The following is a 19,953-nucleotide window of genomic DNA, read 5'->3' on the forward strand; positions in this document are numbered from 1 at the left end:
ATGAAGCTCTATAAGCGACTCCTCATCATATCCACCATTGGGCTAGCGGCTTTAATGACGCCAGTCTCTGCCCGGTTGGGAGGCGCGGGTTCGTCGGCCTCCTTCCTGACAATGGGCGGCGGAGCGCGTCCAATAGCAATGGGCTGCGCCTATACCGCTCTGGCTGACGGTCCGGACGCCCTTTTCTGGAATCCGGCAGGAATAGCCAATGTGACATCGCCTCAGGTGTCCTTCGGACAGGCAATCCTGTTCGCCGGAATGCTTGAAGAGAACCTCGCCGGCGCTTTCCCGCTTGACGCTTCAAGCACGCTTGGAATTCAGATTCTCGCGCATCTTTCAGGACCTATTGAAATCACGACTTATGACAAGCAGCAGGGAACCGGAAACTTCTATACGGCCAACAACTATGCAGTGGGAATTACATACTCCCGTCTGATGACCGAGAAATTCACCGCAGGCGTAACATTGAAGCTGATAGATCTAACTCTCCATGAAGTAGCGGCCGTCGGAATTGCATTTGACGCGGGCGCCATCTACAGGATAGCAGAATTCAAGAATCTCAGGCTCGGTTTCTGCGTTCAGCATTTCGGTCCTGATATGCGCTACAGCGGCAATCCCCTACTCTTCAACACGCATAAAGACACGCTCCAGACCAATGATATACCGTCCACCTTCCTCTCGGAACCATTCCGTCTTCCCTTCACGTTTGCAGGAGGAGCGGCCATAGACCTTGTCGAGCCTGATAGCATGGGCAGCGGTTCCCGTCTGACGCTTGATGCGGACTTCTTCCATCTCGGAGATCAGTCCGCAAAGGGGTCGCTGGGACTCGAATACGGCCTGAATGAGATGTTCTTTTTGAGGTTCGGGTTCGGCATTAACACGTCTCCCGATTTGGGAGATACAACCACAGCAGCTGCTGATGCAGGCACGATACTTCGTGAAGTGCTTTCAAACCGCAACGACCGCGGGCCTTCGGCGGGCCTTGGCGTTAAAATCCCAATTGGCGACTTTAATGTCTCGGTAGATTACAGCTTTGAGTGGCACTGGTACCTCTCTCCCGTGCACCGGGCCTCTCTGGGCGTAGGCTTCTGAACCCGTTCGTTGCAACGAAAATTTTACTGGGGGCCTTAAGGCCCCCAGTATCTTCATTGCAAAGCTAATTCCATTTCAAAAAGGTGTTATGAATCAAAGAAAACCTTACGTTGACATCTTTGTGGAAACTTTTTAGTGAATATTTGCGTCGAATAAACAGTACATGTTGTAAAATAGCAAATGGAAAACAAGGATTTAAACCTTCAGGTTTTAGCTGTGTCTAACGTATCAAAAGGAGTAGAAATCAGGATATTATCCAGAATCGGCTTAATTATATCCGTTATGCCCTTGGTTTTGACAGCCAGAAAAATATCCATCGAGGAAGCCGTCAATACGGCTTTAGAGGAGAGTATTACTGCAGATCAGGCTAGACTCCAAAAGATTCAGGGCGGAGAGGCCCTGGTTGAGGGGTTTGCCGGGTTTCTTCCTCGTGTATCCGCCTCAACCTCAAGCTCATCAACATCCCTGGACAGCCTTGGCTCGGGTTCATGGTCTTCCCAGGTCTCTTTGGCCCAGCCGGTCGTGGACGCCACAGCCATTATCGGCCTGGTTTCTGGATTTAACCAGAACGCAATGTACCGCAAGCAGTCTGTACAGACGCTTTCAAAGCTTATTGTTGAGGTTGAGAAGTCCTACTACAATCTGGCGAAGCGCGAATCGCTGATGAGGAGCGCCGAGAAGGCATATGAAAGGGCGCAGGAATCTGAAAAAGCCGTTAAGAAACGCTTTGAACTAGGCGACGCAAGCAAAGCGGATGCGCTATCGGCTGAAGCAGCAACCTTGTCAGCCCAGATGCAGCTTACCCTTGCAGAGGGCCAGCTCAAAGACGCAAGAACGCATCTTTCCGATCTCATGCTGGGCAGGTATGAAGAGAGTTCCCTTGAGACCGAGGAGCTTGCAGATCCCGAGATGCCGGATTCGCTTCCCTCCACCATAGTATCGGATGAGTTATTGAAAGACAATCCTGATCTGGCTGTTCTAAAACGTCAGACGCGGTCCTCCAACATCTCGGTTTGGCAAGCCTGGGCGGCTCTATTGCCTTCGCTCTCGATAACGGCCGGCAAGAATTTTACTCAGGAAGGGGCGATTCCTGTTTTTTCGACATGGGATGATATTCCAACAGGATACGGTATATCAATAAGCGTTCCCTTTATAGATATTCCTTCGCGAGCTATAGGGATAAGCCGCGCACATATCGCCCGCAGACAAGCGCACCTTGCGCAGTCTGCGCAAGAGCTTACGACAAAAGAGCTTCTCTCGACTCTTTTGTATACGCAGGACGTTGCATACAAAAGCTTTGAGTTTGCGAAAAAGAGTGAAGCTTTGGCAAGGGAAAAGTACAATTTGACCATAAGAAGTTATGAGTTAGAAGCTTCTTCAATTGTTGAACTTATGCAAGCCCAGGCGGATCTGGCAGATGCGGAGCGTGCTCTCGCGGAAGCCAAGGCGAATTACTGGTCTAGCCGTGCAGACTTGAACTACGTTCTGGGTCGCTCACTGGAGGCAAGATGAACAAAAAGAGACGCAGGCTGGGACTCTGGATAGGAATTTCGGCCGTGGTCGCAGTCGTCGCGCTTATAGTAATTCTCAACATCGTATCGAAAGGGAATAAGTCGCCTGAGGTCCAGACTCAAAAAGTTTCCTTCAGCCGTATTGTTTCCACAGTTTCGGCAACCGGCGAACTTAATGCTAAAAATCAGGTTGATATCTCAGCCGAGATTGTTGCACGAGTTCAGAAACTCTACGTAAAGGAGGGGGATGCAGTCAAGCGGGGTCAGCTTCTTTGCCAGCTCAACGACGCCAACGCAAGATCGAGTCTCGATTTGTCCGAAGCGCAATACAAAAAGGCTCTGTCGGAATTCGAGCGGGGCAGGAAGCTTTACGCGGACAGCCTTATATCAACCGCCCAGTTCGAAAATCTCAAGACCGCCTATAGCGTTGCCCTTGCCCAGGTCAACCAGAGTCGCGATTCATACTCTAAAACAAGAATATACGCGCCTATCTCCGGGATTGTAGTCAGATTGAACGTCAAGGAGGGGGAGGCTGTAATGATGGGGACCATGAACAACGCCGGCACTGTGATGATGACTATCGCGGACCTTTCGGCGATGCAGGCAACCGTTAATGTAGACGAATCAGACGTCGCGTCCATCAAGCTTGGTGATGATGCTTCAATAACCCTGGACGCCTTTCCTGATACGACTTTCAAAGCGAAGGTTTTTTCGATAGGCTACATGCCTACGGCGACCACGACCGTTACGACGACGACAGGCGTAACGGATTTCGAGACCGTGCTCGATATCCTGGACGTGGATCCCCTGCAGCGTCCGGGCATGTCCGTATCCGCCGATATAGTGGCGGCAGTTCGCGATTCGGCTCTCGTTTGCCCACTGCAGGCCATAGGCAGGCGCGACATAGAAGGACGCTCGGTGGAAACAGTCTTCATCGTTAAAAACGGAAAAGCGAAGCTTGTTGAGATTAAAACAGGCATATCGGACGGACGTTCGGCTGAGGTCCTGGATGGTCTGGAAGCGGGCCAGGCAGTGATAGTAGGGCCGTACAAGGTTCTTAGAACCCTGAATGACGGAGACGAGGTTAAAACAAAGAAAGAGGAACCGCAATGGCAGAAAGACCAAAGAGGACCGCGACCGCAGCAAGGGCAAGAGTCAGGGCAGCGAAGCGTCCGCATCCGGGTCGGTCGCTGATCCTCCTCGAAGATATCTCCAAGACCTATGACGGCGGTCATGTCGCCGTAAATGCACTTTCGGAGATAAATATCGATATCAATGAGGGTGAATACGTGGCGATAATGGGACCTTCGGGCTCCGGCAAGTCTACTCTTATGCATATCATAGGATGTCTTGACACTCCTTCTGCCGGGTTCTACTATCTCAAGGGGCAGGAGATATCAAAGTATAATAATGATCAGCTTGCACGCGTGCGCAACCGTGAAGTGGGATTCATCTTCCAGAGTTTCAATCTGCTTCCCCGCCTTAGTGCCTCTCAGAACGTTGAAATTCCCCTGCTTTATTCCTCCGTTCCTGTAGATGAAAGGGAAGAAAGGGTAGCCATGATGTTATCAAAAGTAGGGCTTGCCGACCGAGGGCACCACAGGCCGAATGAGCTTTCGGGCGGCGAATCGCAGAGGGTGGCAATAGCGAGGGCGCTGGCTAATAATCCTTCCATAATCCTCGCGGATGAGCCGACAGGGAATCTTGACTCAAAGACCGAGGAAGAAATCATGAAGCTTCTTGACGATTTTAACAAGCAAGGGGTGACGGTAATCGTCGTTACGCACGACGAAAGTGTAGCGTCTCATGCCAAAAGAACCATTCGTCTGCGCGACGGGAAGATAATATGAACTTCTTTTCCCAACTGAGAATGGCTGCTTTATCGCTGCGTTACAACAAGAGCCGTTCGTTTCTCACAACTCTCGGAATAATCATCGGAGTCATGACCGTCATCGCCATTCTTTCCCTGCTGCAGGCGCTTAACCGCAAGATTACGAGCGAGTTTTCCGCACTCGGGACCAACACAATCTACGTTCAAAAGATGGAATGGATGATGGGCGGGCCTGGAGGCAGACCCGACTTCGATGAGATTCGCAAGAGGCCGAATTTCACTATCGAGGATGCGGAAGCTCTTTCAGAGCTGCCGTCCGTGCAGGTAGCGGTGCCGGTAATATCAAGAAATGTAGGCACGCTAAAGCGGTTCGGGAAAGAGGCGGATAACTGCGAACTTGAGGGCACGACGGAGGGCGCTGATCTTACCGAGAATCTGGTAATTTCAGAGGGGCGTTTCATCAATCGCGACGACGCCGTTCACCGCAGAATGTTTTGCGTAATAGGCTCCTATATCGCAGACAATCTCTTCGGCACGGAGGATCCTGTAGGCAAGACGCTTGACGTTGATAATCACCGTTACCTGATAATAGGGGTTCTTGAGGCAAAGGGAGCGATGTTCGGCTCGAGCATGGACAACAGGGTTATAATTCCTATTACGACATACCTCAAATACAATCCACAGCCGCGCGGGTTTCAGGCGGTGTTCGGAGGCATATCTCTGGAAGTGCTTCCTAAAAAAGAAGTTTCCATGGAAAAAGCGTTGGAGGACGTTGAGTCGCAGATGAGGCTCATCAGGGGTCTTCACTACGACCAGGATAACGACTTCGGGCTCAATACCCAGCAGATGCTTCTCACGTCAATAAAAAGCATCACGAGCGTTGCATGGCTTGTAATGGTAGGCGTGGCGGCAATATCCCTTATAGTAGGCGGCATCGGAATAATGAACACAATGCTTGTCTCCGTCGCAGAGAGAACGAGGGAGATAGGAATCCGCAAATCAGTCGGCGCAAGAGACGTGGACATCCTGTGGCAGTTTTTGCTTGAGTCGGTTTTGCTTTCCATGATAGGCGGAGCTATTGGCATAGTGCTCGGCCTGGGAATCGCTCTTCTTGCTTCGGGGCTCTTCAAGCTCGAGGCTGCGGCGCCCTGGTGGACGATAGTGCTCGGATTCGGCTTTTCTGCTGCCGTAGGAATATTCTTTGGAATCTACCCGGCGCAGAAGGCTGCAAAGCTTAATCCGATTAACGCAATCAGATACGAATAGACAGTAACCAGTCGTAACGTTTCGGCCAAAACGGATCAGGTTAGCATCATATTATAAGATAATTCCGCTATACTATTCTCATCCGAGTAGTTTGAGGAATGGATTAAGGGATTAGTTAGATTATCAGAACGCGAGTTTGGATTTCTTCTTCTCCACCGGCTGCACTTGTTTCTTTTCTTCCTGCTTCGGCTGCTCCCTTGCTTGAGTCTGGGCAGGTTTCTCCTCAACCTTTGGCTGAGGTTTAATCTCCTCCGCTTTTCTTTCGACCCTGGGCGGCTCACGATGAGATACAGGCTGCGTTTTTTGCGAGTCCGCAGGGGTCTCTCCGGATCTCAGGCGCTCTTCATTAATCTCAAGAATCTGACCTTCAAGCTCGTGTATGCGGCGCTCAAGCGCAGAAATCTTGGCTCCGGTAGCAGGGGAACGCTTAAGTTCGTCCCAGGTTTTTTGTTCAAGCTGACCTTCCATAGACTTTAATTCGTCCAGTTTCAGTTTTATTCTGTCCCTGTCCTCGCGAAGTTCCGCTATTTCACGTTCAAGGTGCGTCTTTTCCTTTATAGCCATCTCCATTGCGGAATGTTCCCTGCGCAGGTATTCAAGCCTTTTATTTATATCCTGCTCCTCCCTTTCGAGAGTACGAAGCTTAGCCTCGGTCATAGAAAGCTCGCGGCGCCGCTTTTCAAGGGTTTCCTGTGAGATGTAGTCCGGGTGGTCCTTCGAGATCGAGCCTTCGGGAGGTTTAGTTCTTCTGATGACTTCCTGCTCAACCATATTCGCCTGAGGCTTCGCTTCATCTTTTGTTCCTCTGTCCATCTTTTCCCAAACGCTTGATGGTCCAGCGCCGGGTTTCTTATCCGCTTCCTTCCTCGGTTCGCCGGAACTCATTTTGCCGAACTTTTGTTCAAGCTCCTTGAGCTTTTCCAATTCCTCTGGCGAGGCTTGAGCGTCCTTCTTCTCCGCCTCGACTTGCTTCTCCGGTTTCTTCTCCGGTTGCTCCTTTTCGGATTTGGGTATAAATTTAGGCATACTAATAGAATAGCTAGAAAAAAGAGATAGTCAAGGGGCAATCTGCCAATCATAGAAAATTTGTTGCAAGAGAATGTGTTTTATGTAAACTACAATATGTCCATTGAATTAAAGTTTCTTGGAGGTGCAAGGACGGTCACGGGATCCAAATTCACGCTTAAAACAAAGAAGGCGTCTATTCTTACCGAATTCGGGTTGTTTCAAGGCCACCGCAGACAGGCCTTTGAATTGAATACCCTGCTTCCGGATGAAATACTGGAAACGGATTCGATGCTTCTTTCCCACGCGCACATAGACCACGCTGGAAACATACCCCGTCTGGTGGCGCACGGGTATGAAAATGACATTTACGCCACTTCCGCTACAATCGATTTAGCACGGATTATGCTTTTGGATTCGGCCGAGATACAGGTTCGCGATGCGGAATATGTCAACAAGAAGAATGCAAAAAAAGGCGAGCCACTCATAGAACCGCTTTACTCAATCGAGGAGGCCGAAGCCTCTATTAAGAACCTCAAACCGCTTGAATATCATTCTACACGTGAGGTTGCCGCAGGAATCAAAGCCACATTCTACGATGCAGGCCATATCCTTGGTTCTGCCCAGATACTGTATGAAATTGACGGCTTGAGGATACTCTTTACGGGCGATCTTGGCCAGCCCGATCTCCCGGTTGTTCGCAATCCGGAACGCGTTCCTTCGCCTGATATAATCGTGTGCGAGTCCACATACGGCGAAAGAAACCATCCGTCTCTCGATGAGGCGAAGCAAAGGCTTTCAGATATCCTTAAGAGCGCGTACGATAGAGGGGCAAAGATCCTCGTGCCTGCATTTGCGGTAGGCAGAACACAATCGCTTGTTCTCGTGATGCACCAGTTGATGGATGAAGGCCGGCTCCCTGCCATGCCCATATGGATTGATTCGCCTCTTTCCCTTGAGGCGACCGAGGTTTTCAAAAAGCATCCCGAATGTTACGACAGAGAGACGATGGAGTATCTTAAACGCGACGAAGACCCATTCGGTTTCTTCCGCTTGCGCTACGTACAGACCGTTGAGGAATCAAAATCCCTCAACGAAGTCTCGGGTCCTTGCATGATTATTGCATCATCAGGGATGTGCGAAGGTGGAAGGGTGGTTCATCATCTTAAGAACACTGTTGCCGATCCTAAAAACCTGGTCATTATTACAGGCTACCAAGCTGAAGGAACGCTCGGAAAGCGCATCGTAGATGGCGTTAAATCAGTTAAGCTCTATGGGGAAGAATACCCCTTGAACTGTGGCGTCGAAGTGCTTAACGAATATTCCGCTCATGCAGACCGCAATGACCTGATAGAGCTTTTTAAGGGATATGATTCAAAAAAAGTCAAGGAAGTGTTTCTTGTGCATGGAGACTATGATCAGAGCAGGGCTTTAGGCGAGGCGGTGAATGGGCTCGGCTACTCATCAATAACAATTCCCGATGTGGGACAAAGCTTTGAAATCGGGTAATCCCTTAAAGCATCCGTTAATCGACGAGTTTCTGACCTATCTTGTTGCTGAAAGGGGGCTGTCAGCCAACTCAGTAGACTCTTACTCTAGAGACCTTCTGCAGTTCGAGACTTATCTTTCGGCGCACGGAACGGAATACGTCAATCTGACTCCGGGAACGATAAGGGATTACCTCGGCAGGATGAGCGAAGCCGGGCTTCTTCCCCGTTCAATAGCGCGCAAGCTGTCGGCTATCAGGATGTTCTTAAGATACCTCAACGATACAGGCAGGGTTTCCCGAGACCCCGGTGAAAATGTTGCAGGGCCGAGACTTGGCAGAAAGCTTCCCGAGGTCCTCTCTGTAAAAGAAATCCAGGAAATTCTCTCCGCAGTTCAAAACACGCTGCGTTCAGCCCGGAGCGAGAAATCTGCAGCGCTTGCCTTGCGAGACAATGCAATGCTTGAGGTTCTTTACGGGGCAGGTCTCAGAATATCCGAGCTTATTTCTTTAAGGCTTGGAGACCTGTTTCTTGAGGAGGGATTCCTCCGAGTTACCGGCAAGGGAGACAAGGAAAGGATAGTTCCTCTTGGCGAACCCGCTATCCGTTCCTTAAGGCGCTACATAGACTCCGGAAGATCCTCATTATACTCATCAAAAGCCATCATCAGGGATATTGTTTTCCTGAACGCTCGTGGTACAGGATTATCACGTATGGGCGCGTGGAAGATAATTCGTTTCTTCATCCAGGCAGCCGGGATCAAGTCTCGCGTAACACCGCATACATTCCGGCATTCCTTTGCAACCCACCTTCTTGAAGGCGGAGCCGACCTCCGGGCCGTACAGGAGATGCTCGGGCACTCGAGTATCACTACTACTGAGATATACACTCACGTAGACCGCTCCTATCTGCGCGAGGTTTACAAAAGCTTCCATCCAAGGGCTTAATATATGACAAAGAGATATCTGACGGATGAGGAGTTTGACGATATCGTCTCGGAAGTTATAGCGCAGCTTCCTCAAGAGTTCAGGAGAGAACTGGATGAACGTAATGTCGTCATTTCCGTTAAGGATGCACCTGATGCATCCGATCCGCCCGATTTCGTGCGCGGCAGGGTTCTTGGATTCTATCACGGCGTTCCGTTAAGAAAACGAGGGGGTACAGGCCAGGCGATCTGGCCTGACAAGATTATAATATACAAATCGATAGTTGAACGTTACGTCTCATCCGCAGAGGAGGCAAAGGAGCTTCTAAAAAGAGTGGTTCTTCATGAGATAGGCCATTTTTTTGGACTTTCGGATGCCGAACTCCGGCGGCTCGGATACTGAGGATTTGGGTCGACCCGACCACAGAAAATAGAATTGAAATAGGCTCGGATTCGCTCAGACGGAATTCAAAAAGTATTCCCGCGAATCAACAAAGCCGATTCGCGGGAACTTTGATGCCGGGGGCGGGATTTGAACCCGCACGGAGTTACCCATACGCCCCTCAAACGTACGTGTCTGCCATTTTCACCACCCCGGCAAAGTGGGTAACTATAACCAATCGAATTAAAAAGTCAAGCCCGATGTCAGCGCATTAATCGCCTAAAGCGTGTCCATGGTCAATAGATTGTTAGCAGGTAAAGAGGGATTGAGTTAATCGAGAAGGATGACAGGGAAGAGGAGGAAGTTATCATCGAGGTGATTGCAGCCGAGGGATTGTAGTTTGGCAAGCGGCGAGAGTCCGCCCATGCCCTTACCGAAGTGCGGTCTTTTGAAGTTGCAGACATACTGCCATGCCTGGGCTGACTTGAGGAGTCGGTCTCTAACCCTTCTTTTGTCCGAAGGACAAAAGATAGGGGTCCCCATACGAGAAAGCTCGTATGGGGTAACTAGAACGGCTCCCCTACCTCCCACGCCCAGCGGGCAGGGTAGAACCTCGAACGAGGCCTGGCTTTCTTCTTCACACCCAACCTGCGTAGGATGTGCCTCACCGTGTCCTCCGACAGTCGGATGTTATAGTTCCTCCTCAGTATCCAGGCTAGTCGTCTGCGACCATATCCTGTTTCTCTGCGAAGCTTACGGACAAGTATTTCTACCCTGGAAGCCCTATTGCAGGAATCACTTATGGACTTGCGGAATCCCTTCAGCCCATGCGGCATCGAGCCGCTATGTCTCCTTTGGAGGCTACGCCTCGACCGCTTGCGAACCGTCGGATGGAAGATCCCAGCTTCCTTTAATATCCTCCTTCAAACCCTGGTAACTATCTCCTGGCGCACGAACTAAGCGCCCCTTGACAACCTTCTCAAGTGAAGTATGCTTTAGCATTAAGAATACAAATAAGGTTTAATCGAGCACGTTAGGAGGTGCACGATGAAAAAAGCCTTTGTGGCGATACTAGGAATCGCGGGGATTTTGACGATCGGTCTTCTGGCAGGTCTTTCATGTCAGAAGGAAGACGCAACTCCTCCGCAGATTACCAGGTTTGAAATAGCCGCAATCGACGGCAACGGGCCTTCCTATGTTTGGGCAGACAGCGTTAAAGGTTCCGTAGCCGTGATTGTGGAAGCTACCGATAATGTAGGCGTAGATAAGTGCGTATTCTACATCAACGATACCATAGTCGACATGCCTCTGGCCGTTCCCCAGGATACTACTTCAAGCGTCCGGACTTACATATGGGACACTAAACTCATGCAGGACAGCGTACGCTACACTATTAATCTTCGCGTTTATGACGCCGCTGGGAACGAAGCGACAGGCACGGCCAAGAGCTACATTGTCAGAGCTCCTAACACACCGCCGGATACCGCAAAGATTCTTTCGCCCAAGGATGGAGCGACGTTGCTTGCCTGTTATGCCACATTCCAGTGGCAGGGCAGCGATCCGGATACTCTACCTGCACAGACCGAAGATCTTGTTTACGATGTCTACTTCGGAAAAACCAGCAATCCCTCAAAAGTGACGGAACAACCGATATCTCACAGGGATACCGTAACATGGGGAACAGGACAGCTCAATGAAGGCAAGTACTACCTTGAACCAGAGACTGATTATTATTGGAAGGTCGTGACTATAGATAAGTACAAAAAACAGACGTCGACCAAGGTTTTAAAATTCAGCAGAGGTCAGAACCAGCTCCCCGGTTTTGGGACACCCTCCTCCCCCCCGGCCCCTGATTCAGTGAACTCTTATATTGAAAGACCTGCAGATAATAAAGTCCAGCTTAGATGGACTATCGGCGAACCCGATCAGGATCCTTTGACGTACGATTTATACTTTGGACCTCATCCGAGCCCCGACGATACGGGATTGGTTTATGTATCCGCCCTGCCAAAGATTGCATCCGCACTTGGAAACAACTCTTACACGGTTCAATTCTCAGCCGACACGCTTTATCTCTGGAGAGCGGTCGCCAAGGATATCTGGGGCGGAACACGGAGCCCGGATTCGCTCAAATGCTGGACTATTACCCTAAGATAGAATTGCTAAAAACGAAAAGAGCGGCTCTTTTGAGCCGCTCTTTTTTTACAATCACTCATTAAAAATAAAATCTGAAGCCTATGCCTCCACCGAAACCGAAGTCCGGTTGAGGATAGAGCAAGACAAGAGGTTCAACCTCTGCAAAAAAGCTTATAGGGTTGAAAATATACTCTAATCCAAGAGGAACTCTTGCCGCAAAGCTGACTCGGCTTTGAAGAGGGTCATTTGAAAAATCCGCAAAAAGAATACCTCCGGCTCCAATGTACGCAGCGAGTGAGCCTTTTGACACCCCGCGTATTTGAAAGTGATGAAGATACCCCAACTGAGCAACCATCCAGTTGTAAGTAAATTGCCAGCCCAGCAATGCGTCTATCGCCCCGGAGTTAGATATCCAGAATTTGCCTGAGATACCCGCAGGTTCGCCGAGCACGACTCCGATTCCGAATCTGCCGTGAGGGGCGTCATAAGCCTCGGTGGTTGATGCAAAAATAACCAGCGCTAACGTAAAAACCACAAAAAATTTGTGTGTCATCGAACCTCCAAAAAGATTTATTTAGAATAATCCAAGTTCTATGGTTGTCAATAGCAGCAAAAGTTCGTGTTCCTTGAATTAACTAGTCGAGCTTGACAAGCAATCAACGTCGAGTATGCTAAGGCTATGAGAAAGCAAGGTTTGGGACTTGCAGGCAAGCTCATAATAATCTTCAGTATTCTCTACGGAGTGCTTCTTGCGGGCGTCCTCGGAATATCAATACATTTTTTTGTCGTCGCAAAACAAAACGACGCCAGGTACAGAATAGTCGACGTAATAAACTCAATTCATCTTGCGCGAAAGCGTATGGGGGATGCGGAACTCAAGGACTACCTTACCGAGCTTTTCTCAACGCGATTCAGGGCAGAAGGATACGATCTTGATATTCTTGATATATCCATACATGAAGGCAACAAGGTTCTTCGCTCGAGAAGAGCGGACATTCAAGCGGACAAAACCCAGCGATTTCACACCGAGATACGCGATCCGGAATCGAAAAGAATAGTCTACACAATAGACTTATCATACTCTCTCCTGAATCTGGAAAAAGGCATTTGGAATCTTGTGTGGCAGGTTGCAGCGGTAGGCGCGGCCGCATTCATCGCTGGATTGGCGCTGATACTCTATTTCGCAAGAAGGAGCACGTCGCATCTTCGAACTCTCGCGGACGCCATGCAGCAGGCCGGCTCCGGAAACATGGGTGCAAGGGTTGAAATACAATCATCCGATGAGGTGGGTGTTCTTGGCGATACCTTCAACTGGATGATGAAGGGTCTTGAGGAGGGTGAGTTTGTGAAAAACATCTTCAAGAGATACGTCACGAGACAGGTAGCTGAGAAGATACTCGCCGAAAAGGATATGGTTCATCTTGCGGGAGACAGGCTTGAGGTGTCGATTCTCTTCGCGGACATTCGCGGATTCACGCGTCTTTCGCAGACGATGCCCCCCGAGGAGATAATAGGGCTTCTTAATCACTACTTTACGCCGATAATAGACGTGATTATAGAAAACGAGGGCGTTCTGGATAAATTCATAGGCGACGGGTTTCTTGCCTTCTGGAACGCTCCCTTGCCGCAGAAAGACCATGCTCTTAGAGCCTGCAAGGCAGCTATCGAGATACAGAATGTGATAACGAAATTGAATCTCGCACGGGAGAACCTTGGGAAAATAAGCATCAAAATGGGTATGGGGATTCATTCAGGCGCCGCCATAGCAGGCAGCATCGGCTCGGCGCGAAGGATGGAATACACAATCATAGGCGAGAGCGTTAACTTCGCTGAAAGGCTTGAGGAGGCTGCAGAACATGGAGAGGTTCTTGTCTCGAAAAGAGTCAAGGAGCTTATCGCGGAGAGGATGCCTTTGAAGGAAAGGCGCATTAAAATACAAGATTACGGAGAACAGGAGATAGAAGTGTTCGAACTGCTTATTCCGAAGGAGGCTTTGCAATGAGGAGGTTTTTTTTGGGGTTTGCAACAGTAGCATTGCCGTTCATAATCGCAAGCTGCGACGGAACGGGCCGGAAAGATGAAGCAATAGTCGTAATAATAGAAGACGCGACTATTACGGATTCAGGAAATACCGAACCGCGCGATACGTCGAGAAACATCCAAGACGACATAAAACCGGATACAACCTCGTCCAGACATCAGCCCGTGAAACGTGAGATGTCAATTTCAGGCGCGGTATCGCTTCTTAAGCTTGACTTAGATAGAAAAGATATTGCTCGTCTTACCCGTCATACCGAATCCCTGATTCAATCCGTCGATAAGCAGCTGGAGAAGCCGCTTTCGAGCGAGCTTAAACGTGCGCTCAATCTTTTTTCTTTGAAGCTGTCAAGCTTCAAGAGAGAAATCGCGTTTCTTAAGGACAAAGAAGATATCCCTTCAACAAAGATCGCCTTGCTTACTGAGAAACTCGAAGAACTCGAAGAAGTCGCAAAACGTGTAGAAAACAGAAAATGACAATCGCTTTTCAAGGATAGATTTATCCCTGTTTTTATTCCGCCCTATACTTCTTTTAGGTTAGTATAGTCAAATCCTGACGTTATTTCCCCTTTGGAGCCTGGGAAATAAGATTTTCGAGAATTGCTTTTACATCCCAGACTTTCAGAGTGCGGTCGTCGCCGCCCGTATATAGCTTCGAGCCGTCGTTCGAGACAGCGATGCTCCTCACTGCTCCATCGTGGGCCTTGAATCTTCCAAGCTCGGATAGACCTACGGTGAATATGCCCTTGGTTTCTACCGTATCGCTTGGGCTGGTGATCTTCAGAAATACCACTGTACCCGCCCGGTCTGAAGCAATCAAGGTGGCATTATCCGGCAGGAATGCGATTCCAAGCACGTCCATAAGATTACTCTGATACCAGCCAATGGATGTCAGAGGCTCCGTTTTCCAGAGTTTGACCAGGTCATTGGTTCCTCCAGCTGCGAATAGGGTGCCGTCTTTAGAAAAAGCAAGAGCGTTGATATAACCCGAAGACTCTTTTGTCTTAAATGAAACGGTATCATCCACGTCGGCGATAAAAAGAAGGCTGTCGCGGCCGGCGGTATACAGAATGTGACTCAAGGGTCTGAACTTAAGCGCTGTAACAACGCCTTCATGACCTTTGAACTCGCCCGATTGTTCCCTTTTCTGGACGTCCCATATCTCTACGAACTTGTCGGCGAAACCTACGGCCAAAAGGGTTCCATCTGAAGAATAATCTACGCTCGTTACGGGTCCTTCAAACATCACTACAGAATCAATAAGCTGTCCTGTTTTGGCGTTAGTTATCGTGAAAACCTCATCGCCGCTCGCAGCCGCAAGAAGGCTTCCATCAGGCGAAAAGGCTACGCTGTTGATTATATGGCGGTGTTTTTGTATCTTTCTAACGGGCTTATGCTCGATGGGATACCACAGCATCACCAGGCTATCCGAAAAACCAAGAGCGAGTGTCGTATTATCCGGACTAACGGCAATTGCCGTGACGCGTCCGCTGAAAGTGTCGACTGAAACTGGCGCTCCATTGTAGATTACGTGTGTGGGATTGCTGCCGCAACCCGCCACTGAAAGGACGCTCGCGATTACCGCGAAAAACATAATCTTTTTCATAATATGCCTCCGGCTAACGTTTAATCTTAGTTAATAATACTAATGAAACTCCCAAAAACAAGATGTTGGGCAGCCATGCAGCCAGCCAACCGGGGATATCGGAGTTGTACCCGAATGCTCTGAACGCCTGTATTGAACCCCAGTAGATAAAACTCAGAAGAAGTCCGAGTCCGATGCCCAGCGTGATGTTGCTTTTTCGCAGAAGACTCGCCGCAGAGATGGAAATAAGCGTCACTATTAATATTATTAAAGGTCCGGAGAAACGGAAATGGAATTCTGTAATCTCCTCGGATGCATCGATTCCGGCGTTTGTTCTGCGTTTTATGTATTGAGCGAGTTCTATAAAGGTCATCTCGTCAACCTGCTTTATTCTCCCTCCGATCTCACCCGGGGTTTCCTTTATTTCCGGAACTATTCCATTATTGATTTTCTCAAATCCTACTTCATCCCCATCGAATGATGTTATTTCAATATTATCGCCTCGCCAGCCTTCCTTTTGCGAGTAGTTGGCGTGTTCTATCCTCAAAGTCCGCTTGATGGAACGTTTTGGCCCGAATTCCCATATCATCCAGCCCGATGCCGTACTGTCTCTAATATTCAGTTGATGTATGGAGTATAGCCTCCCGGTCTCGGAAAGATAAGTAGTTTCGTATATTACAATAGTTCTGTTTGATGAACGTTTTTCTATGTTTGCCTCCTTGTATTCGATGAAACGGGTTTTGGATTTGGTTGCAACCAGCTCGTTGAAAGAAAAAGCCGCCAACGTAATAACGGAAGCCGTTACCAGAAAAGTAGCAAATATTCTTAAAATATCCACCCCTGAGGCAAGAAGCGGAACGAGCTCGTTGGAGCGTATGAGTCTGCCGAAGGTCAGGAAGATGCCCATAGCGCAGCCGACGGGAAGGAGAAGTCCTGTTGCGGCAGGAAGTTCGTAAAAGTAATATGCAAGAATCTGAAGGAGTGTAGCTTTGTATCGCAGAAAATAGTTCATGAGGTCTATAAGCCGAATCAAGTCGTATATGATAACGATTGTTATAAGCCCAAGAAGTGAAAAAAGCAGGAATTCGGAAACCAGGAATCTGTCAAAGCGTTTCACAGTCTGAGCTTCTTCAAGATAAGGGAGTTTTCAAAGAAAACCTCGCTGAATATCTCTACAGTAAACGGAATCATAATCAGATTAGGAAGCCACATTGCGAGCCATGCGGACATCTTTCCGGTTTTGGCGAATTTTTCTCCGCCTATGACTAAGATGTAATAAAAAGCAAAGAAGATAAGACTCAAAACAATTGCAAGTCCTATGCCGCCCTTCCTCAATTTCCCTCCCAGGGCAGCGCCAAAAAACAAAAAAAGCACCGCGGCTACAGAAAAAGCGATGGATTTGTGAATCTCAACGTTAAGAACATTGATTCTGCTTTCCAGACTCTTTATTCTCCTTTCGAGTTCCTGCTTTCTAAGCTGATTCGTAGTTTTCGCCAGGTCGCTTCTGCTGGATACTATCTGTTTCTTGTTCGAATCTATCTCCTTTAAGAGTAATGGAAGGGTCATTTCCTTTTCCGACCGGTAGGTTCGTTCGCGTCTTATCAGCTCGGTGTTAAGCTCAAGATTGATTATCTGCGTATCCGAGCGGATTCTGCGGTAGCTTGTTCCCACAAGTTCGTGCGTTTCAGCGCCATAAAGAGTCATGACTATGTATCTCTCGTCGGGTGTCACGACAAGCGAACCTTCAGGGGCTGTAATCAATGCGCTATTTCTTACGGAAACCATGACATCATAGATTTTGGAGTTGCGTTCGTCCTTGGAGCCTATGAAAATCGTGTATCCTGGGAATCCCTCATTGAAAAGTCCTTCATCAAGTCTTACCGAAGGCTTTTTGCTTGAAACGTCTGCAAGCATGTTGCGTTCTCTGTGGTTCGATTCGGGGAGAACGTAGAGGTTAAAAAACACCATCAATATAGAGAGGATAACGGTGAATACGAAAACAGGAACAAATGTATCAACCAATCGGACACCAGCTGAACGGAGTGCGACGATTTCATTATCTTGCGCAAGTCTTCCAAAGGTCATCATGGAACCTGACATGGTTGCGAGGGGGACTGACATAGCCATTACAAAGGGGATTGCGTATAGCAGTATCTCTAGAACGTACCTTACCTCAATACCTTTTGTAATAACCAGATTGAATAAAAGGAACAACTGGTCCATAAGGAATATACCGGTTAAAACGGCCCAGGAAAGCGCAAGGGGAACGGCAAACTGGCTCAGAATGTAGCGCGAAAATATACGCATGAATAATGATAACGAGGCAATGCAATATGTCAATGAGATCCGTTGACATAATGATACAGGTCTATAAAATCAAATATGTTTTTCTTCAAAGGGAAATGAACTTGACGGATTGTTCTTGAAAAATGAGAAAAAAGATACTATCGATTGTCGGAGCAAGACCTCAATTTATTAAGGCGGCCATGCTCTCAAGGTCGCTGAACAAAGAAAAGGGTATCCAGCATATCCAGCTTCATACAGGCCAGCATTACAGCTCAGAAATGGCTGAAGTTTTTTTTAAGGAACTTAATTACCGTCCAGACTACGATTTAGGAATCGGATCAGGAAGTCACGCGGTTCAAACCGGCAAGTCGATGATAGGTATTGAAGAAGTTCTTATTGAAGAAAACCCTGATTTAGTGATAGTATATGGAGATACGAATGCGACCCTTGCGGGCTCTCTGGCAGCTGCAAAGCTCCATATCTCCATAGCTCATGTCGAAGCGGGACTACGGAGTTTCAACCGGAGGATGCCGGAGGAGATAAATCGTCTTGTTGCGGATACCCTCTCGGAAATCCTTTTGTGTCCGACATCGACCGCGGTCATGAATCTTGCAAGTGAAGGTCGGACAAAAGGAGTAATAAATACCGGCGATATCCTTCTTGATACCTTGAATCTTTTCCTTCCTGCGGCCAGGAAATCTTCATCTATACTCCAGCAACTATCCATAAATGGCGGATCGTACTGGCTTCTGACAATGCACAGACCGTCAAATGTGGATGATGAAGAAATATTGAGAGGCGTCATTTCCGCCTTAGCTTCTATTGATCACCCGCAAATCATCTTTCCGTGTCATCCGAGAACGGCACAGACACTTGAACGAATGACCAGTCAGGAAAAAGATCATATTCGAATCATCAAGCCTGTTTCATATCTGGATATGCTGATTCTTGAGGAGAATGCCGAACTAATACTCACAGACTCAGGAGGCGTTCAAAGAGAAGCGTACTTTCTTGCCTGTCCGTGCATCACTCTCCGCGATGAAACTGAGTGGCCTGAAACCCTCGAAGGCGGATGGAATCGTTTGACAGGCTCGGATCCGGTGCAAATTTCAGAATCAATACTAAAAGCTCAACAACCAGCTTCACCCCCAAATCTTAGCGCTTTCGGGTTCGGAAAGGCTACTCAAAATATCTCTGATGCTATCCTTGATAATACATTTCGAAAGTAATTGATGGCCCTGAAGGATTTCAAAGTTCTTTCTAAAGACACACTTATATACGGTATAGGAAATGCGGCCGACAGAATGATACAGATAGTTCTTCTTCCTTTATTTGCCGCTTATCTTTCGATTGACAAATACGGAATTCGCAGTCTTACAATACCTGCTTACGAATTCCTCAAAATAATAATCCTCTTGTGTATTGATCAAGCAGTAATTGCCGATTACTTTAAGGTTAAGACTGAAGCGGAACAAAGAAATGTTATTTCAACAGGATTCACATTTAGTGTCGTCACTTCTATAGCAGTAGGAGTATTAGGATACTTTTTTGCAGGTCCTTTCGTTAAAGCTATCAAATTTGTCGCACCTGAGTCAGTATTGATCCTCAAATTTTTTTCTATTTTTACTGCGTTTAGTTGTCCAAGTTTTGTATTTCTTTCTTTCTTGAGATGTGAAAGAAAACCATGGGCTTATATGTTTTTTACCATAATAAAGGCAATAGTGAAGGTAGGACTGATTGTATTCTTCCTTGCTTTTTTAAAGAAGGATCTTTTAGGAATTTACGTAGTGGATGCAATCTTGGCGGTGTTGACATTCTTTCCAGTAAGTGTTTGGATATATGTCTACTCTAAAGGGATTAAGTTTTCGTTTCGAAGTCTTAAAAGTATGTTTTTATATTCTCTTCCACTTGTACCTAACATGGCTTTTTACTGGATGCGAACTATGCTTGACAGGTGGATAATTTTGCCTATGTTAGGAAAAGGAGCAGTTGGAGTATTTGGATTTGCGATTACAATATCAAGTGTGGTATCATTCCTGCTTTTGGCGACAGTTAATCTTGCGTGGACACCTTATGCTTTTTCGATTAAGGATAAGCCCGATCTTCACAGAATTACCTCAAGGTTGCTGACCTATGTGCTTTTTCTTGTGGGCTGGGCGCTTATTGTGCTTGGCGGAGGGGCAAATGAGTTGCTTCACGTGATAACAAAAAAACCTGAATATTGGAGCGCAGCGCCCTTGGTTCCGATTCTTCTTGTTGCAATGGGGTTTATGGGTGTTTTCAATATAGTAGGTACTCCATGCCAGATTGCGAGGAAAACGATATATTTCACTATTACATCAATTGTTGGAGCTATTATAGTTGTTGCGATGAATATTTTTCTGATCCCCTTGATGGGGCTTTATGCTTC

The 19,953-nt window shown here is 47.8% G+C and carries 21 protein-coding genes and 1 tRNA gene; 13 read left to right on the top strand and 9 right to left on the bottom strand.

Going from position 1 to position 19,953, the window contains the following annotated elements; all coding sequences use genetic code 11:
• From GX441_00460 to GX441_00480, 5 genes are all read left to right on the top strand, one after another.
• On the top strand, positions 1–1,092 hold the full coding sequence (locus GX441_00460; GenBank protein ID NLI97116.1) for a PorV/PorQ family protein: 1,092 nt from the start codon (positions 1–3) through the stop codon (positions 1,090–1,092).
• A 216-nt stretch (positions 1,093–1,308) separates the two neighbouring features.
• On the top strand, positions 1,309–2,604 hold the full coding sequence (locus GX441_00465) for a TolC family protein (protein ID NLI97117.1): 1,296 nt from the start codon (positions 1,309–1,311) through the stop codon (positions 2,602–2,604).
• Positions 2,601–3,797 carry an efflux RND transporter periplasmic adaptor subunit gene (locus GX441_00470; protein NLI97118.1) on the top strand — a complete coding sequence of 399 codons (1,197 nt, stop codon included), beginning with the start codon at positions 2,601–2,603 and terminating at the stop codon, positions 3,795–3,797. Before GX441_00465 ends, GX441_00470 begins: the two co-directional genes overlap by 4 nt.
• Positions 3,713–4,453, top strand: a complete 741-nt coding sequence (locus tag GX441_00475; GenBank protein ID NLI97119.1) for an ABC transporter ATP-binding protein — start codon at positions 3,713–3,715, stop codon at positions 4,451–4,453. The genes GX441_00470 and GX441_00475 overlap by 85 nt, the downstream gene beginning before the upstream one ends.
• Positions 4,450–5,700 carry an FtsX-like permease family protein gene (locus GX441_00480; protein NLI97120.1) on the top strand — a complete coding sequence of 417 codons (1,251 nt, stop codon included), beginning with the start codon at positions 4,450–4,452 and terminating at the stop codon, positions 5,698–5,700. Before GX441_00475 ends, GX441_00480 begins: the two co-directional genes overlap by 4 nt.
• Before the next feature lie 123 nt (positions 5,701–5,823).
• Here GX441_00480 and GX441_00485 read toward each other — a convergent pair whose 3' ends face one another.
• Entirely contained in the window at positions 5,824–6,726 is a 903-nt protein-coding gene (locus GX441_00485) for a hypothetical protein (protein ID NLI97121.1), read from the bottom strand.
• A 96-nt stretch (positions 6,727–6,822) separates the two neighbouring features.
• Here GX441_00485 and GX441_00490 point away from each other — a divergent pair, with 96 nt between their 5' ends.
• The 3 genes from GX441_00490 to GX441_00500 are packed head-to-tail and all read left to right on the top strand — an operon-like array spanning position 6,823 to position 9,520.
• The gene (locus GX441_00490; GenBank protein ID NLI97122.1) at positions 6,823–8,214 is read left to right on the top strand and encodes an MBL fold metallo-hydrolase; all 1,392 of its coding nucleotides are present in this window, start codon (positions 6,823–6,825) and stop codon (positions 8,212–8,214) included.
• The gene (gene xerD, locus GX441_00495) at positions 8,186–9,139 is read left to right on the top strand and encodes a site-specific tyrosine recombinase XerD (GenBank protein ID NLI97123.1); all 954 of its coding nucleotides are present in this window, start codon (positions 8,186–8,188) and stop codon (positions 9,137–9,139) included. Before GX441_00490 ends, xerD begins: the two co-directional genes overlap by 29 nt.
• A gap of 3 nt (positions 9,140–9,142) precedes the next feature.
• Positions 9,143–9,520 (top strand): metallopeptidase family protein, encoded by a 378-nt coding sequence (locus GX441_00500; GenBank protein ID NLI97124.1) that lies wholly within the window; start codon positions 9,143–9,145, stop codon positions 9,518–9,520.
• 114 nt (positions 9,521–9,634) lie between these two features.
• On the opposite strand, the gene GX441_00505 is transcribed toward GX441_00500, so the two are convergent.
• The 4 genes from GX441_00505 to GX441_00520 all read right to left on the bottom strand — a co-directional run bounded on the left by GX441_00505 (position 9,635) and on the right by GX441_00520 (position 10,501).
• Positions 9,635–9,716: transfer RNA gene (locus tag GX441_00505), tRNA-Leu, on the bottom strand.
• A gap of 113 nt (positions 9,717–9,829) precedes the next feature.
• Positions 9,830–10,042 carry a hypothetical protein gene (locus tag GX441_00510; GenBank protein NLI97125.1) on the bottom strand — a complete coding sequence of 71 codons (213 nt, stop codon included), beginning with the start codon at positions 10,040–10,042 and terminating at the stop codon, positions 9,830–9,832.
• A 23-nt stretch (positions 10,043–10,065) separates the two neighbouring features.
• Entirely contained in the window at positions 10,066–10,335 is a 270-nt protein-coding gene (locus GX441_00515) for a hypothetical protein (protein ID NLI97126.1), read from the bottom strand.
• Between the two features lie 25 nt (positions 10,336–10,360).
• Entirely contained in the window at positions 10,361–10,501 is a 141-nt protein-coding gene (locus tag GX441_00520) for a hypothetical protein (GenBank protein ID NLI97127.1), read from the bottom strand.
• Between the two features lie 45 nt (positions 10,502–10,546).
• Here GX441_00520 and GX441_00525 point away from each other — a divergent pair, with 45 nt between their 5' ends.
• Entirely contained in the window at positions 10,547–11,656 is a 1,110-nt protein-coding gene (locus tag GX441_00525; protein NLI97128.1) for a hypothetical protein, read from the top strand.
• Positions 11,657–11,714: 58 nt separating this feature from the next.
• Here the strand turns inward: GX441_00525 and GX441_00530 are convergent, their stop codons facing one another.
• Complete coding sequence (locus tag GX441_00530) at positions 11,715–12,188, bottom strand: hypothetical protein (protein ID NLI97129.1); 474 nt, start codon at positions 12,186–12,188, stop codon at positions 11,715–11,717.
• 126 nt (positions 12,189–12,314) lie between these two features.
• On the opposite strand from GX441_00530, the gene GX441_00535 reads away from it, so the two are divergent.
• Together GX441_00535 and GX441_00540 are read left to right on the top strand one after the other, a co-directional pair.
• A complete protein-coding gene (locus GX441_00535; protein ID NLI97130.1) occupies positions 12,315–13,637 on the top strand; it encodes an adenylate/guanylate cyclase domain-containing protein in 1,323 nt (440 codons plus the stop codon).
• Complete coding sequence (locus GX441_00540; protein NLI97131.1) at positions 13,634–14,149, top strand: hypothetical protein; 516 nt, start codon at positions 13,634–13,636, stop codon at positions 14,147–14,149. The genes GX441_00535 and GX441_00540 overlap by 4 nt, the downstream gene beginning before the upstream one ends.
• An 82-nt stretch (positions 14,150–14,231) precedes the next feature.
• On the opposite strand, the gene GX441_00545 is transcribed toward GX441_00540, so the two are convergent.
• The 3 genes from GX441_00545 to GX441_00555 are packed head-to-tail and all read right to left on the bottom strand — an operon-like array spanning position 14,232 to position 17,564.
• The gene (locus GX441_00545; GenBank protein ID NLI97132.1) at positions 14,232–15,278 is read right to left on the bottom strand and encodes a WD40 repeat domain-containing protein; all 1,047 of its coding nucleotides are present in this window, start codon (positions 15,276–15,278) and stop codon (positions 14,232–14,234) included.
• A gap of 13 nt (positions 15,279–15,291) precedes the next feature.
• The gene (locus GX441_00550) at positions 15,292–16,374 is read right to left on the bottom strand and encodes a YjgP/YjgQ family permease (GenBank protein NLI97133.1); all 1,083 of its coding nucleotides are present in this window, start codon (positions 16,372–16,374) and stop codon (positions 15,292–15,294) included.
• Positions 16,371–17,564, bottom strand: coding sequence for a YjgP/YjgQ family permease (locus tag GX441_00555; GenBank protein NLI97134.1), 1,194 nt, complete (start codon positions 17,562–17,564; stop codon positions 16,371–16,373). Before GX441_00555 ends, GX441_00550 begins: the two co-directional genes overlap by 4 nt.
• Positions 17,565–17,686: 122 nt before the next feature.
• On the opposite strand from GX441_00555, the gene wecB reads away from it, so the two are divergent.
• Together wecB and GX441_00565 are read left to right on the top strand one after the other, a co-directional pair.
• Positions 17,687–18,772, top strand: coding sequence for a UDP-N-acetylglucosamine 2-epimerase (non-hydrolyzing) (wecB, locus tag GX441_00560; GenBank protein ID NLI97135.1), 1,086 nt, complete (start codon positions 17,687–17,689; stop codon positions 18,770–18,772).
• Positions 18,773–19,953, top strand: a 1,181-nt coding sequence (locus tag GX441_00565; protein ID NLI97136.1) for an oligosaccharide flippase family protein, incomplete at its 3' end; no start/stop codon positions are given.

It is taken from the genome of bacterium, assembly GCA_012517375.1.
Taxonomy (GTDB): Bacteria; Hydrothermota; Tepidihabitantia; order B3-TA06; family B3-TA06; genus JAAYVC01.

Bases quoted from the DNA above. Each gene is read 5' to 3' on its own strand.
- GX441_00530 (NLI97129.1), bottom strand. From the start codon at position 12,188: ATGACACACAAATTTTTTGTGGTTTTTACGTTAGCGCTGGTTATTTTT.
- GX441_00480 (NLI97120.1), top strand. From the start codon at position 4,450: ATGAACTTCTTTTCCCAACTGAGAATGGCTGCTTTATCGCTGCGTTAC.
- GX441_00515 (NLI97126.1), bottom strand. From the start codon at position 10,335: ATGCCGCATGGGCTGAAGGGATTCCGCAAGTCCATAAGTGATTCCTGC.
- GX441_00535 (NLI97130.1), top strand. From the start codon at position 12,315: ATGAGAAAGCAAGGTTTGGGACTTGCAGGCAAGCTCATAATAATCTTC.
- GX441_00510 (NLI97125.1), bottom strand. From the start codon at position 10,042: ATGGGGACCCCTATCTTTTGTCCTTCGGACAAAAGAAGGGTTAGAGAC.
- GX441_00525 (NLI97128.1), top strand. From the start codon at position 10,547: ATGAAAAAAGCCTTTGTGGCGATACTAGGAATCGCGGGGATTTTGACG.
- GX441_00520 (NLI97127.1), bottom strand. From the start codon at position 10,501: ATGCTAAAGCATACTTCACTTGAGAAGGTTGTCAAGGGGCGCTTAGTT.
- GX441_00500 (NLI97124.1), top strand. From the start codon at position 9,143: ATGACAAAGAGATATCTGACGGATGAGGAGTTTGACGATATCGTCTCG.
- GX441_00545 (NLI97132.1), bottom strand. From the start codon at position 15,278: ATGAAAAAGATTATGTTTTTCGCGGTAATCGCGAGCGTCCTTTCAGTG.
- xerD (NLI97123.1), top strand. From the start codon at position 8,186: ATGTGGGACAAAGCTTTGAAATCGGGTAATCCCTTAAAGCATCCGTTA.
- GX441_00540 (NLI97131.1), top strand. From the start codon at position 13,634: ATGAGGAGGTTTTTTTTGGGGTTTGCAACAGTAGCATTGCCGTTCATA.
- GX441_00460 (NLI97116.1), top strand. From the start codon at position 1: ATGAAGCTCTATAAGCGACTCCTCATCATATCCACCATTGGGCTAGCG.
- GX441_00555 (NLI97134.1), bottom strand. From the start codon at position 17,564: ATGCGTATATTTTCGCGCTACATTCTGAGCCAGTTTGCCGTTCCCCTT.
- GX441_00470 (NLI97118.1), top strand. From the start codon at position 2,601: ATGAACAAAAAGAGACGCAGGCTGGGACTCTGGATAGGAATTTCGGCC.
- GX441_00490 (NLI97122.1), top strand. From the start codon at position 6,823: ATGTCCATTGAATTAAAGTTTCTTGGAGGTGCAAGGACGGTCACGGGA.
- wecB (NLI97135.1), top strand. From the start codon at position 17,687: ATGAGAAAAAAGATACTATCGATTGTCGGAGCAAGACCTCAATTTATT.
- GX441_00475 (NLI97119.1), top strand. From the start codon at position 3,713: ATGGCAGAAAGACCAAAGAGGACCGCGACCGCAGCAAGGGCAAGAGTC.
- GX441_00485 (NLI97121.1), bottom strand. From the start codon at position 6,726: ATGCCTAAATTTATACCCAAATCCGAAAAGGAGCAACCGGAGAAGAAA.